General features: G+C 44.4%; 16 protein-coding genes. 5 read left to right on the top strand and 11 right to left on the bottom strand.

Going from position 1 to position 14,212, the window contains the following annotated elements:
• Positions 1–5 precede the first annotated feature (5 nt).
• The 5 genes from mnmL to trxA form a co-directional block, all read right to left on the bottom strand.
• Positions 6–968 carry a tRNA modification radical SAM protein MnmL/YtqA gene (gene mnmL / locus SULKU_RS01155; RefSeq protein ID WP_013459089.1) on the bottom strand — a complete coding sequence of 321 codons (963 nt, stop codon included), beginning with the start codon at positions 966–968 and terminating at the stop codon, positions 6–8.
• A 115-nt stretch (positions 969–1,083) separates the two neighbouring features.
• Positions 1,084–2,433, bottom strand: coding sequence for an amidophosphoribosyltransferase (purF, locus tag SULKU_RS01150; protein WP_013459088.1), 1,350 nt, complete (start codon positions 2,431–2,433; stop codon positions 1,084–1,086).
• 10 nt (positions 2,434–2,443) lie between these two features.
• The gene (dapB, locus tag SULKU_RS01145) at positions 2,444–3,214 is read right to left on the bottom strand and encodes a 4-hydroxy-tetrahydrodipicolinate reductase (RefSeq protein ID WP_013459087.1); all 771 of its coding nucleotides are present in this window, start codon (positions 3,212–3,214) and stop codon (positions 2,444–2,446) included.
• Positions 3,215–3,300: 86 nt separating this feature from the next.
• Positions 3,301–4,239, bottom strand: a complete 939-nt coding sequence (locus SULKU_RS01140) for an NAD(P)/FAD-dependent oxidoreductase (RefSeq protein WP_013459086.1) — start codon at positions 4,237–4,239, stop codon at positions 3,301–3,303.
• 183 nt (positions 4,240–4,422) lie between these two features.
• On the bottom strand, positions 4,423–4,740 hold the full coding sequence (gene trxA, locus SULKU_RS01135) for a thioredoxin (protein ID WP_013459085.1): 318 nt from the start codon (positions 4,738–4,740) through the stop codon (positions 4,423–4,425).
• 212 nt (positions 4,741–4,952) lie between these two features.
• Here trxA and SULKU_RS01130 point away from each other — a divergent pair, with 212 nt between their 5' ends.
• Positions 4,953–5,852, top strand: coding sequence for a cytochrome-c peroxidase (locus tag SULKU_RS01130; protein WP_245535153.1), 900 nt, complete (start codon positions 4,953–4,955; stop codon positions 5,850–5,852).
• Complete coding sequence (locus tag SULKU_RS14185; protein ID WP_013459083.1) at positions 5,849–7,897, top strand: EAL domain-containing protein; 2,049 nt, start codon at positions 5,849–5,851, stop codon at positions 7,895–7,897. The genes SULKU_RS01130 and SULKU_RS14185 overlap by 4 nt, the downstream gene beginning before the upstream one ends.
• Here SULKU_RS14185 and SULKU_RS01120 read toward each other — a convergent pair.
• Genes SULKU_RS01120 through SULKU_RS01110 form a run of 3 tightly spaced genes read right to left on the bottom strand, consistent with a single transcriptional unit; the run spans position 7,894 to position 11,088 of the window.
• On the bottom strand, positions 7,894–8,229 hold the full coding sequence (locus SULKU_RS01120; RefSeq protein WP_013459082.1) for a YraN family protein: 336 nt from the start codon (positions 8,227–8,229) through the stop codon (positions 7,894–7,896). The genes SULKU_RS14185 and SULKU_RS01120 overlap by 4 nt on opposite strands.
• 5 nt (positions 8,230–8,234) lie before the next feature.
• Positions 8,235–10,310, bottom strand: a complete 2,076-nt coding sequence (locus SULKU_RS01115) for a molybdopterin oxidoreductase family protein (protein ID WP_013459081.1) — start codon at positions 10,308–10,310, stop codon at positions 8,235–8,237.
• 25 nt (positions 10,311–10,335) lie between these two features.
• Positions 10,336–11,088 carry an SDR family NAD(P)-dependent oxidoreductase gene (locus SULKU_RS01110; RefSeq protein ID WP_013459080.1) on the bottom strand — a complete coding sequence of 251 codons (753 nt, stop codon included), beginning with the start codon at positions 11,086–11,088 and terminating at the stop codon, positions 10,336–10,338.
• A gap of 40 nt (positions 11,089–11,128) precedes the next feature.
• Here SULKU_RS01110 and SULKU_RS01105 point away from each other — a divergent pair, with 40 nt between their 5' ends.
• Genes SULKU_RS01105 through ppnP form a run of 3 tightly spaced genes read left to right on the top strand, consistent with a single transcriptional unit; the run spans position 11,129 to position 12,520 of the window.
• Positions 11,129–11,968: a CvfB family protein gene (locus tag SULKU_RS01105; protein WP_013459079.1), complete on the top strand. Its 840-nt coding sequence runs from the start codon at positions 11,129–11,131 to the stop codon at positions 11,966–11,968.
• Positions 11,958–12,173: a hypothetical protein gene (locus SULKU_RS01100; RefSeq protein WP_013459078.1), complete on the top strand. Its 216-nt coding sequence runs from the start codon at positions 11,958–11,960 to the stop codon at positions 12,171–12,173. Before SULKU_RS01105 ends, SULKU_RS01100 begins: the two co-directional genes overlap by 11 nt.
• A 29-nt stretch (positions 12,174–12,202) precedes the next feature.
• Positions 12,203–12,520 carry a pyrimidine/purine nucleoside phosphorylase gene (gene ppnP / locus SULKU_RS01095; RefSeq protein ID WP_013459077.1) on the top strand — a complete coding sequence of 106 codons (318 nt, stop codon included), beginning with the start codon at positions 12,203–12,205 and terminating at the stop codon, positions 12,518–12,520.
• Between the two features lie 8 nt (positions 12,521–12,528).
• On the opposite strand, the gene SULKU_RS14180 is transcribed toward ppnP, so the two are convergent.
• From SULKU_RS14180 to map, 3 genes are read right to left on the bottom strand one after another with little or no spacing between them, the layout of a single operon-like run.
• Positions 12,529–13,170, bottom strand: a complete 642-nt coding sequence (locus SULKU_RS14180) for a tetratricopeptide repeat protein (RefSeq protein WP_013459076.1) — start codon at positions 13,168–13,170, stop codon at positions 12,529–12,531.
• A gap of 54 nt (positions 13,171–13,224) precedes the next feature.
• The gene (gene infA / locus SULKU_RS01085) at positions 13,225–13,443 is read right to left on the bottom strand and encodes a translation initiation factor IF-1 (RefSeq protein ID WP_013459075.1); all 219 of its coding nucleotides are present in this window, start codon (positions 13,441–13,443) and stop codon (positions 13,225–13,227) included.
• Between the two features lie 10 nt (positions 13,444–13,453).
• Complete coding sequence (gene map, locus SULKU_RS01080; protein ID WP_013459074.1) at positions 13,454–14,212, bottom strand: type I methionyl aminopeptidase; 759 nt, start codon at positions 14,210–14,212, stop codon at positions 13,454–13,456.

The raw sequence follows: 14,212 nt of genomic DNA, 5'->3' as shown, positions 1-14,212 counted from the left end.
ATATGCTAGTATTTTAGGCCAACCGATTCTAGCGCTTTATTGATGGAGCGGAGTTGCCTATTTTTATCTTTGCACCATTGCGGAGCAATCAAGCTCTCATCACCGATACCGGCGCTGATGCGCTGGACACTGACATGGGACGGTTTTAATACGATCGCTTCTCTTAGAACTTCTAAATAAAGCTCTTCGTCTATCGGTTCAAACTCGCCCCGTGCATACTCATTTGCCAAAGCCGTCCGTTTTACGACATACAAAGGATGATATTTAACCGAATCGATACCGAGCGCATACGCCTCTTTCGCGGTTTCCAGCATCATCTCTTTCGTTTCGCCCGGAAGACCGAAAATCAGATGTCCGCAAACATTCAGTCCATACGATTTTGCTTTTCGTATCGCCTCTTTTACATTGGCGCTGTCATGTCCCCGATTGATACGTTCCAACGTAGTATCATAAATGGACTGGATCCCGAACTCAATCCATATTTCCGTCTTTTGCGAAAGGTCAGCCAAATATTCAAATGTCTCATCACTGATACTGTCCGAACGGGTTCCGATACTAAGTCCGACTACATTATCGAATGTCAGCGCTTTTTCATAAAGGGCTTTGAGTGTTTCCAGAGGAGCGTAAGTGTTGGTAAAACTCTGAAAATAGACTAAAAACTTCTGGGCATTATTTTCATCACTCAAACGAGATGAAAGGGCTTGAAATTGCCATTCAAGCTGCTGTAGCTGTTTTTCTAAATGAGGGTTGGAGGTTGATTGAAGATTGAGATAAAATCCCTTTAGTTCGCGTGCTCGATCCAAGCTTGGGCTAAAAGAATCATTTTCACAAAAAGTACATCCACCTTTGGCAACACTGCCGTCTATATTAGGGCAGGTGAATCCCGAAATTGATACGGGGACCTTTGAAACTTTTGCCCCGAAACGGCGATGCAGATATTGCCCGAATGTAAAAATTTGAGTACGCATTAAAAATTCATTGCCTTACACTTCTCAAAAAACTCTGTTTTTTCTAGCTTTAGGGGGATGCAAGGGACAAATGTCCCTGCCATTAAAACGGACGAGTTCGTTTTAATGTATAGCATTAAATAATGTACTTGCCGGTGAAACAAGCTGTACAGTAGTTCTCTTCCTTGCCGTTAACACTCGCCAAAAGTGCTTCATTGCTCAGATAGCCTAACGAATCGGCCTCAATGAACGCGCATATCTCTTCGTTGGTCATATTGGCCGCAATCAGTTTCTCTTTATCGGGGGTATCGACGCCATAGTAGCACGGATCAGTCGTCGGCGGGCTGGAAATACGCATATGCACTTCACTCGCCCCGGCCGCTTTAAGCATACGGACGATTTGACGGCTGGTCGTTCCGCGTACGATAGAGTCATCAATAACAATCAACCGCTTACCGCGAATAAGATCATTGATCGGAGAAAGTTTCATTTTAACTTTCAAATCCCGCATCTCTTGTGTAGGTTCGATAAACGTGCGCCCGATATAATGGTTACGCATGATTGCCATCTCAAACGGAATTCCGCTTTGTTGCGAGTAACCGATGGCTGCCGGGACTCCGCCATCAGGTACCGGGACTACCATATCGGCTTCGATCGGTTGCTCTTGCGCCAATGCTTTCCCCATCGCTTTACGCATTTCATAAACATTTTGGTTATATACGTTTGAATCCGGGCGGGCGAAATAGACGTATTCAAAAATACAATGTTTAGGAGTAGGCTCAAATACTTTGATAGATTTAGGAGCTTTCCCTTTTTCAAAAATCAACAGTTCGCCCGGTTCAACGTCGCGAATGTATTCCGCACCGATCAAATCAAACGCACACGTTTCAGAAGCAACCACATATCCGTCCCCGACACGTCCGAGACTGAGCGGACGGAATCCGTGCGGATCGCGCATTGCAAACATTTTCGTACGGCTCAAGAACACAAGCGAATACGCACCCTCGATCTTTTTGACCGCATCAATGATTCGATCGGTCAAATGGTGCTGGTCACTTTTAGCAATCAAATGGATCAGATTTTCCGTATCCATATAGGTTTGAAAAATCGCCCCTTTTTTGATCAACGCATCCCTAACTTCTTTGGCATTGGTGAGATTTCCGTTGTGAACAATCGACATTTCACCCAAATCGTAGCGGGCAAATACCGGCTGTGCATCGAGGATCGAATCATCACCCGCTGTAGAATAACGAGTATGCCCGATTGCCATATGCCCTTTGAGGGTATTGAGTTTTTGAGTATCAAATACCTGCGTTACCAACCCGCGGTCTTTAATCGTATAAAGTTTTTCACCGTCTCCGGTACTGATTCCGGCTGCTTCCTGCCCACGGTGCTGAAGGGCATGGAGGGAAAAATAAGCCAATTTTGAGGCTTCCGGATGGTCGAAAATTCCGACTACTGCACATTTTTCATTTAAGCTACGCACTTTTGTTTCCTTATGCTAGTTCTAAACAGTCTTGGATACTGTAAAGGCCGTTGGGTTTTCCGACCAGCCATTTTGCGGCACGAATAGCACCTTTTGAGAAAGTATTTCGACTCGTTGCCGTATGGTGCAACTCTACAAACTCTCCGTCATTGTAAAAGCCGACCGTATGACGACCGACGATATCTCCCCCGCGCAATGCCATGACCGCAATCTCGTCTTTGGTTCGCTCACCGATATTCCCGTTACGTCCGCTGACACGAACGGCATCAAGATCGAGATTCCGTCCTGCTGCCGCTGAATGGGCAAGGGTAAGTGCCGTTCCACTCGGAGCATCTTTTTTATGGCGATGATGCTGCTCTACAATCTCGATATCAAAACCCTCAAGCGTTTTGGCCGCCATATGAACCAATTTATTCAGAAGAGCGACCCCCAACGACATGTTCGTAGCATATAAAATCGGCATTGACTCGCTTGCAGATTTCAGCAAATTCATTTGGTGTACATCCATCCCAGTTGTGCCTATCACCAGCGGCGTAGGGTGCTCAATTGCCTGTTCCAGTAAAAGCTGTGTCGCTTCGGGCAATGAAAAATCGATAATAACATCACTCCCTTTCAGCAATGTCGCCATATCATTGGTTACTAACACCGAAGGGTCGATGGAAAAATTGAGTTCATTACGGACATAAACTGCACCCAATGAGATTTCATTTTCATTATGCAAATCTTCGATCAACAGTTTTCCAACACGCCCGCCAGCGCCAAATACACCTGCTCTAATCATTTTGTACAATCCCTATACTGCATTATTCTGATGACATTCTAGCGTCATACTGTTTAAAAAGGCGTAAATAAACAGTTATAGCAGGGTTAATGATGTCCATCCACAAACGCGATTGCCTGCAATGCAGCTACCGCACCGTCACCTGCTGCGCAAACAACCTGTTTCGGAGCAGATTCACGCATATCTCCGGCTGCGAACAGTCCTGGGACAGAGGTTTTCATACTTAAATCGACTTTCACTTCTCCCCATGGAGTCATGTCACATAAAAAAGAGCCGTCTTCTTGAATCAATACCTGATTGTTCACATTATTACCGACAAATACAAAGATTCCCGGAACATCGATTTGGCGAAGTGAACCGTCTTGAAGTTTTACACGTATCCCGTCCACTCCCATTGCACCGCCGAAAACCTCTTCGGGGACCGCATTTAGGACCAATTCGATATTCGGAGTCCCTTTGACTCGTGCAATAGTATTGGGTGCTGAACGGAACGAATCTCTGCGGTGGATAAGATAGACTTTGGTACAAATTTTTGCCAAATAGAGCGCCTCTTCCAGTGCGGTATCTCCCCCTCCGATAACCGCAACCTCTTTGTTTTTATAAAAGAAGCCGTCACAGGTTGCGCATGTACTGACACCGCGTCCGAAAAATGTATCTTCGCCGACAAATCCGGCTCGCTTCGGAGCCGATCCGGTACAGACAATAACACTCTTGGCCTCATCGCTTGTTCCATCCGATTTCTGGATGATGAAAATACCGTCTTCACCTCGTGCGACACGAGTCACTTCCGACATTTCATGTTTCAGACCGAAACGCTGACATTGTTCCGGCCACGGGATCATCAAATCCATTCCCGTAATATGTCCGGTTACACCCGGATAATTTTCAATCTCAGAACTCATTGTAATCTGGCCGCCCGGCATCCCTTTTTCAAACATTGTTACGTTATCCAAGCCGCCGCGTGTAGTATAAAGTCCCGCAGTAAGTCCCGCAGGTCCTCCCCCGATAATCGCACAATCCAACATCCCTGATCTCCTGTTATTGAAAACATTAATATGGGTATATGATACAGTCTAATAAATAAAGAGGCACTTTTGAGGGATAAAAAGGTAAAAAGTTAAGATTCTATTTATAATTAAAATAAATTTTTGAAATAATATTGAAGGATTCAGAAAATGGGGCATCGCCCCACTTCTTTATAAAAAGAGTTACAGTAGAGCGTTCAGCTTATCAGCAAACGCTTGTTTTGATGCGGCACCGACCATTTGTTCAACGACTTCGCCGTTTTTAAAGAAAAGGATAGTCGGAATAGAACGGATACCGTATTTTACCGCAATATCTTGCTCTTCATCTGTATTTACTTTACAGATATTTGCTTTTCCTTCATATTCTGCCGCCAATTCTTCGATGACCGGAGCGATCATACGGCAAGGTCCACACCAAGGAGCCCAAAAATCTACCAATGAGACACCCTCTTTGGTTATTTCATCAAAATTTGATACTGTCAATTCAACGTATTTACCCATTGTACTTCCTTGATTGCGAATGTTTGTAATAAGTCATTATAACGCTCCAATCTTTAAAATGACTTATTACATTATTCTCACACAATTTCTCAAGATGCAATACAATGAACATATTTTAATCTAATTTGAATTATAATAACTTCCTTTTAAAACACAATATAAATAAAGGGTATGGACACTGGGTTATGAAGGGGCTGATATGGATTGTATGCTTGTTATCATCTTTGACCTATGCAATAGAACCGATTGCTCCGATCCCTCAAACACTTCCTTACGATCCTCAAAAAGCGGCCTTAGGTCAAAAACTGTTTTATGATCCGATCCTTTCCAAAGATTATTCTATCTCTTGCGCAAGCTGTCATAAGAGAGCGTATGGGGGAACAGACGGGGAAAGTGTCTCTGTCGGCATCTACCAATTGCAGGGAAACATGAATGCTCCCACCGTATTGAATTCAACCTTTAACTTTAAGCAATTTTGGAACGGCCGTGCCAACAATCTCCGTGAACAGGCACTCGGTCCTATCCATAATCCGATTGAAATGGGCTTTAGTGCAGCTGAAGCCGTATCACGCCTTAAGAAGATCCCTGAGTACAAAGAATCATTTCAAACCATTACAAAGCGCAGTCTCATTACCTCAGATGATATCGCCGATATGATCGCCGAGTATGAAAAAACGCTTATTACACCCAACGCGAAATTCGATCTCTTTTTGAAAGGGAAATCAACACTATCGTATGAAGAGCAAGAGGGATATAATCTCTTTAAAACACTCGGATGCGCAACCTGCCATAACGGCGTGAATGTGGGAGGCAACTCTTTTCAAAAAATGGGAGTCATCATCCCTGTAAAATGGGATCAAAAGAGCAGCGACCGGTATGCCCTTACCAAGCGGGAGATAGATAAGAACGTTTATAAAGTCCCGACATTGCGCAATATTGCCCTGACCGCACCTTATTTTCATGACGGCAGTGCCCCGACCCTCAAGGATGCGGTTAAACGGATGTCATATCACAACCTGGGTATAACCCTTTCCGACCAAGAGTCAGCCTACATCATATCTTTTTTAAAAACACTCACCGGCAAACTTCCTAAAACGAGTCTATATCGATGAAGCTCTCCCATAAACTCGCTTTAACCGCCGTGCTTGGCGGCAGTGCACTCATCTCATTATTTCTCTTTAAAACATTTTCACATGATTATTTCACTGATCGAAATAAACTCGGGCTTAATTTTAAAGCGATAGAAACAGCTCAGAATCAGCTCGACAATCAAATCTTAAATAATGCTTTTTTCCTCTATACCAATCAAGACGGAATTAATGACAAAATCAACCATGTTCACAAAGAGCTGGATATCCTTCTTCGCAATCCGCATATTATTCAGGAGCATCCAAACACCTATGCGGCTCTCCAAAAATACCGCGCACAATTTAACCATAAAGTTAATGCCATCTATGATTTTCAAACAACCAATATCGTCATTAAAAATACAACTGCAGCCCTTTTAGCCTCACAGCAGCATTTGTTTGAACACGATGAGACCACCCCTCAGGGACAAGAGGTACTCTACGAGATCAATCGGTTGGCCGGTTCTATTTTACTGGCAAAAAACGCTTTGGACAGTGAACTTATCACATCTTTGCGTCCCAAGATTGCTGCCCTGGAACACTACCGTTTTGTGAACCCCAAAAATGAAGAGCTTACACAGCGGATGATCTCTCATTTCAAAGTTATCGAACAATACTTTCCCCAATTTGTCAAAGTGACGGAGCAGATAAAAGATCCCGCTTTATCGGCTACCCTGAGCGAAGCAGAAACAGCTTTTTACCGCGAATCGGATGCTGAACTTCGCTTTGTCTCCTATTTTTCCTATTTGCTAGTCACTCTGTTCATTATCAGTATCGGAATCATCGCCATCTTTTTGGTTCAAAGCGAGCGAGAAGCGAGAATAGACCCTCTTACCCGGCTTCGTAACCGTAAAGCGTATGAAGAAGACTTAAAACGAAAAGGTGAAAAGGCCGCCCTTATCTTGATCAATATTAACAAGTTTAAGCACTACAACGATTTTTACGGCGTGAAAGAGGGGGATCGTCTCTTAATCGAAACCGCACATCATATACAGAACATCCCTTTTGCAGGATACAACCCGTCTTATTACCGTCTGGGTGCGGATGATTTCGGAATCCTGTTTGAATTATTCGACTACAACGATCTCCATGCAATTTCCAAAACATTTCTGAAAACTTTTTCCGAGAGACCGATTCTAATCGATAATGAACCCCGTACCCCTTCCATTTCAATCTCTGCATCCAAATTCTCGCCTTTGCTGGAAACAGCCGATATGGCGCTTAAGAACAAAACACATACGAATCCTACCGTCTACCATCAGGGGCTTAATCTCCACCAAATCATAGCCGACAACGTTACCAAAGCGAGAGAATTAAAAGATGCCCTAGCGGAAAATCGGATCGTTCCGTACTTTCAACCGATTATCAGCCTCTCTACCCGGAGCGTTACCAAACACGAGGTGTTAGCGCGTATCATTATGAAAGATGATCAGGCAAGGTCCATTTATCCCTATCTCCATATCGCTAAAGAGTCCAATCTCTACCCTCAACTTACTCGTGCCATTGTTACCCAGAGTTTTGCCATAATCGCAGAACATGAGGGAGATTTTTCAATTAATGTATCGATCGATGATATCGGAAATAAAGAAACCGTAGCACTTCTGGAACAATTGCTGGAACAGTACGAATCGATCGGAAAGCGGATTATTTTCGAACTGTTAGAATCTGAGGCTATCGAAGAGTATAATGAAATTGTTGAGTTCATTGTCAAAATGCGCCGTTACGGTTGTCGCATCGCCATCGATGATTTCGGCAGCGGTTATTCCAATTTTTCACGCATTTTAAATCTTGCTATCGATATTATCAAAATAGACGGTTCACTCATCCGCAATCTCGATACCGATGATAAAGCCATAACAATCGTTCAAACCATTGTCAATTTTACTAAAAACAGTTCCATCAAAACGGTCGCTGAGTTTGTCCATAACGAAGCCATTGCCGATATCGTTGAAAAACTCGAAATTGATTCCGCGCAAGGATTCTACTTTTATGAACCGGCAAGACATCCTGTCACTGTCGGGCAGCCCTAAAGGGTAATATTTTCAATCCACTCCAGAGTCTCATCGCTGATGATCAGCGCATCGATGCAATAATCAAGATTAAGCTTTTTTTGTTGGAGATAGGTTTGGATCGTACGGTTTAGTTTTTGGAGTTTGGAAGAGGTAATATTGTTAACCGCCTGTTCATACGAGGAACCGCTTTTAACTTCGATAAAGTGAAGAACGTTATCGGAACTTAGCGCAATAATATCGATTTCTCCGAAACGGTTATAGACGTTCCTATCAATGATACGAAGCCCTTTTCCTCTCAAATAGTCACATCCCCGCTCTTCGGCTAAATTGCCACGAGCGCGAGTGTGCATAGTATTTAATCCAAGTAGTCGGGTTTGATCACCTCGACTTTTATTGATTTGAAACGCGCCGTTTTAATCAGCTCGTCACACTCATCTCCGAAAAGAAAGTTAATATTGCTCTTAGCATGGTGAAATGTTGTAAAAAGGGTCCCTTTTTTGACGGTTGAACTCACTTTTACCCGTAACGGAGCACTTTGGCCGTATTCGCTTTTAAGGACGACAAAGTCTTTGTATTCAAAAAAATCTTCATCCTCGACACTGACCAACAGCGTATCTTCGCTGTGACTGCGACTGAGTTTATCACACGCATTGGTTTGGGCACCGTTGTTGTAGTGGACCAAAATCCGTCCTGTCGTCAGATAATATCCTTCATGACTTTTAACATTTAAAAGCTCTTCAACCTGACCTCGGGGAGAGTATTGATGGTAATGAAACGACCCTAAGCCGTCTTTGGTTCGAAACGTACCGATGTGCAATACCGGAAGGTCCTCTTCCTGTACCGGCCACTGCAATCCCCGCAAACGGTTAGCCTCAAGCTTTTCATAACTCGCCCCGCCGAAACGGTTTGGAGCATCGGCTCTCACTTTTTCCCACACGTCATACGAGGATGCAACGCCCAAATCGACACCGTAACGTTTGGATATCTCCGCAATCACTTCCCAGTCATCCGGCATCGTCGCCCGTACAAGCGGTTGTGAAAGGTGGAGTCGGCGCTCGGCGTTGACGTAAACGCCTGTTTTCTCATAGGCACTTTTTACCCCGAAAATTATGTCGGCAAATTTAGTCACTTCGTTGTCAAAGAGTTCATTGACGACTAGAAGATCGAGATTGCCCAATGCCGCATGAATTTTATTTTGATTCGGATGGATATGGGCGATATCTTCACTGATATTGAAAAGGGCTTTTATTTTCCCATCACACATCGCATTAATAAGATCAGGGGTCATCATCCCCACCTCTTTGGGCGGTTGATAATCGGGAGCATAGTACGGAAGCATCCCGACATCACAGGTCCCCTGGACATTGTTCTGTCCCCGAAGCGGCATCAATCCCGCTCCCCGTTTTCCGATATTGCCTGTCAGCATAGCCAGATGGGTAATCGCCATCACGGCATACGATCCGTCAAGATGTTCAGTAATTCCCAAGCCCCAGAAAAAAAGACTTTTTCGGGTTGCATATTTGCGGGCAACGATACGGATATCATCCACCAGCGATTCGTATCCCGGAATCTGCAATAAAAATTCGGGGTTGGCGTAAGAGTCGTTCAAGATTGAACTTTTATACGCTTCATACCCTTTTGTCCGGCTATTAACAAATTCGACATTGACAAGATTCTCGGAAATAATGACATACGCCAACATGTTAAGTATCATCAAGTTGGCTTCATACGGGATACTCAAATGATGCGTCGCTGATTTCGAGAGCTGAATCCTGCGGACATCGAGGACCGCCAGCTCCACCCCGTTGTTTTTAATGACATCAAGCATCCGGTTGGCAACGATAGGGTGCCCTTCGGTCGTATTGCTCCCCATCACTACCATAAATTCCGTCTCATAAATATCGTCAAACGGATTGCTCATTGCCCCCTCGCCGATCGTCGTACGCATCCCTTTTAATGACGGGGAGTGGCAGACACGGGCGCAGTTGTCGACGTGCGGCGAACCGACCACATGGCGGGTAAAATGTTGAAACAGATAGGAACTCTCACAGCTTGTACGGGCACCGCCGATTGCGGCAAAACTGTGCGAACCGTGTTCATCGGTGATCGATTTGAGCTTTCGTGCGGCAAGCTCATATGCACTCTCATAGCTAATCTCATAAAAATCGTGATCGACTGGTTCGAGATAATCCATATCGAAATCAGCAAACAATGCGGAATTCTTCGCTAAAAATGTCTTACGGACGCGGGCATTGCGCAAACGTTTCGGATGCGTCAAAAAATCCCATCCCTGCTTTCCTTTGATACAAAGGCGCCCTTGTGAAACGACTCCCTCGTCTTTGGCAAAGATTTTTTGAATCTTGTTGTCTTCTACCTCAGCGGAAATATCACACCCCACACCGCAATAAGTACAAACGCTGTCGATAGTCATCCGTTATTTCCTTGGAAGAAGAGAGCTACTGCCCCTTTTTAAAATTAGTGAAGTTTACAATTTTGTCTCTTAAGGACTGCGGAAACAGCAATACAATTCGAATCATTAAGTAAAATCTAAAAGGGAATGCGTATCGGATTTTTTTTCGCTCTATCGCACGGACAATCCGCGCAACCCCTTCCTCCGTTTTTAATAAGAACGGCATCTTAAAACGGTTCTTCCGGGTCATCTCCGAATCTATAAATCCCGGCATAATCGTCATCACGGAAATTCCATGCGGTTTGAGCTGATAATGCAGCCCCTCCGCATACGCGTTAAGCGCCCGTTTGGAACTGCTGTAGGCGATAGATGTCGGCATACTGAGCAATGATGCGAGAGATGAAATAAAGACGATTTCTCCCGATCTTTGCTCCATTAATTTAGGGATAATCGGTTCCAACAGCGCGTGAATACTCAAAAAGTTGGTTTTGAAAAGACGCTCAAAATCTTCAAACGGTGTCACTCCGCCGTTATGCCCGACCGACACACCGGCATTGAGGATAATGCGGTCAATCGGATTTTGACCGAGTTCCGTCCCTATTTCTCTTATCCGCTCAAAATCGTTGACATCGGCTACAAGTGTTTCCACGTCCGCTCCCAACTCTCTGCATCGGCTCGCCACATCGGATAATCTGTCTTCTCTACGTGCAATCAATACCAACGTATTATCTTTCGTCGCGTAGTGTAGAGCCAACACTTCTCCCAAACCGCTGCTTGCACCTGTTATTAGTATCCGCACCCTTTTCTCCCGCAAGCAAATAATCGATATAATTATACCCATGAATGAAACACTAAAAGTCGGGGAGATCAATATCCTCGTTATCGACCGCTCTACCGTGCCGGGGTTATTCCTACGTGCTCTGGATGAGAGCGATATATTACTGCCGAACCAGTACGTCACCGAGTCGATGCATATCGGCGATACGATCGACGTATTCGTCTATACCGACAGCGAAGACCGCCCTGTCGCGACAACCGTAAAGCCCAAGGCGATGGTGAACGAAATCGCCTTTGTCGAAGTGGTCGATACGAATTCGATCGGTGCCTTTGTAGACTGGGGACTGCCGAAAGATCTTTTTGTCCCCAGAGCCCTTCAAAAACGTCCCTTCGCCGTCGGGGAAAAACGGCTGGTTCGTGTCATTCTCGATGATCAGACCAACCGTCTTGTCGGAACCGAAAAGATCAGCGGTGCATTAGAGACTCCTCCGAAGAGTTTTTATCCGAACACCCCCGTAGAGTTTATGATTATTGCCAAAACCCCTATGGGGTATAAAGTGATAGTCGATCATAAATATGAGGGGATGATTTACGCCAATGAAATTTTTGAAGACGTCCGTGTCGGGCAGATCAAAAAAGGATTCGTCAAACTTTTGCGTCCCGACGGAAAGCTCGATCTCTCGTTGCAAATGGTCGGAAAAGCGAAAGCGTCCAGTGCCGCCGATAAAATTTTCTCGATGATACAAGGCAATGGAGGAATGCTCCCGTATAACTACAAGAGCGATCCCGATTTAATCCAAAAAACGTTCGGGCTCAGTAAGAAAAATTTCAAAGCGGCCCTGACTCAGCTCGTCGATGCTAAAAAAATAACAGTTCAGGAGAACGGAATCTATGGGATATAGACCACGCAAAAGCCCTTTTACCCACTTAAAGGCCCGTAATCTCGTCTACACGGAAAACGATCAAACCTATACCCTTATCAGCTTTAACCGTGATTCGATGCTTCTGGAAGTTCATATCAAAGATGGAACAGAGACAAAAATTGTTACCGATTTCCCGTTTGCCCACTTGCCTAAAAAGATCAAGCAGGAACTCAATCCGCTATAATTGCGCCACTATTTTACAAAAGGATGTGTATGTCACAGTTCATCAACGTCACTATCGACAAAAAAGCCAATGTTTATTTCGACGGAAAAGTTACCAGCCGTACAGTTCACTTTGCCGACGGTAGTATCAAAACTCTCGGGATCATGGCTCCGGGAGAATATACGTTCGGTACAGCCGATAAAGAGATCATGGAAATTATGAGCGGAGAAATGGATATTCAGCTTCCTGGTTCAGATGCATGGATCACGATCAACGGGCCGATGAGTTTCGAAGTTCCGGCGAACAGCTCTTTTAACCTAAAAGTCAAAACGATCAGCGACTACTGCTGCAGCTACATTAAAGAATAAGACCCCCATCAGCGTCGTATCTCGACGCTGTTCTCATCAATCCAACCCTCTTTTTTATACTCTTGCCACCCTTTTTTAGTGACCGTTCCGCTTATTTTATAGAATTGCCTGTTTTTTGATGTTGACGTTAAAGCTGTATTAGCCTTAAGTGCGATACATATCCCTTTTTGGTCGCAGACTTTTGCACCCTCTTTTGTCATCAGGGTTGTCGGGGTGATCATTTCGAAAGAGTTGTCCGAAACTGCATCATGATAATTATTTACGGCATCGGATGATTTTTTATCCAGTTTCCCGTCAATAATGTCGTTAAGTAGTTTTCGTGCTTCTTTATCTTTTTGTTTCGCCGCTTTGGCAAGCCACATCATCGCTTTACCCTCATCCACGTCGACTCCCCGTCCGGCCGCATACATGATCGCTACATTGTATTGCGCGTCCACATGCCCTTGTTCTGCCGATTTTTCAAACCATTGTGCCGCCAGCGACTGATTTTCCTCTCTACCGATTCCGCGCTCAAATATAACGCCGACTTGAAACTGCGCTTCTTTGTTACCGCGCAGAGCATCCGTATAGGTTTCCCAAAAAGATTGTTGTCCTTCCGAAGAAAAGAGTGGAGTAACAAGAAAGAAGAGCAGGTATAAGTATTTTTTCATAAATGAAAATCCCTTATCAAAAAATAGTTATAGGCTTCCCGCTAAGGGGAAGATTTATTTGTAGCGATAGGTAATTCGCCCTTTGTCCAAACTGTATGGAGTAAGTTCGATTTTCACCGTATCACCTGGGAGAATCTTAATGTAGTGCATACGCATTTTTCCTGCGATATGACACAAAATCACATGACCATTCGGCAACTCAACACGAAACGTTGCATTGGGTAGTGCCTCAATAATCTTTCCGTCTACTTCAATGACATCATCTTTTGCCATTTTTATTCCTTTACGCGATTGATAATATTTCAGCTCTACCGTTGATTATTGCAACCGTATGCTCGTAATGAGAGCCTCTCAGCCCGTCCGTACTAACCACATCCCAACCGTTTGCCAAAATTTTGGAAGTCCCCTCTTTTTGGCAAATCATCGGTTCCAGACAAAAAACCATTCCGTTTTTGATCTTTGGACCCGCTTTGGCATTGTTCCCGTCCAAATAATTGGGTATTTCAGGTTCTTCATGCGGTTTTTTGCCGATGCCGTGCCCGCAGAACCCTCTTAGCGGGACAAATCCCCGCCCATTGATAAATTGTTCAATCTCATAAGAGAGCTCTTTAAAGCGCATCCCGTCTTGAATAATATCTATGGCGAAATACAAAGCATCTTTCGCGCAGGCGATCAAAGCTTCATCTTCTTGAGAAATTTTCCCGACACCGACTGATATAGCCGCATCGCCGAAATAACCACCCTTTTTTGTACCGACATCAAATCCAACAATATCACCCTCTTTTAGAGCATAATCGGTCGGGATACCATGAATAATGACATCATTGACAGAGGTACAAACAGCATTCGGAAATCCGTAGAGCCCTTTAAAAGAGGGGATAGCGCCTTGGCTACGGATATACTCCTCACCAATAGCGTCAAGCTCTTTCAGGGTCATCCCGGGCTTTGTATGTTGAGCCAACAGCTCCAATGTCCCGGCAACAATTTTATTGGCGGAACGAAGAAGTTCTATTTCACTGTTTTTGCGTAGCGCAATCGCCAT

Source organism: Sulfuricurvum kujiense DSM 16994, assembly GCF_000183725.1.
Classification (GTDB): domain Bacteria; phylum Campylobacterota; class Campylobacteria; order Campylobacterales; family Sulfurimonadaceae; genus Sulfuricurvum; species Sulfuricurvum kujiense.
Note: the sequence above shows the minus strand (reverse complement) of the source record. Positions and strands in the feature narration are given on the sequence as shown.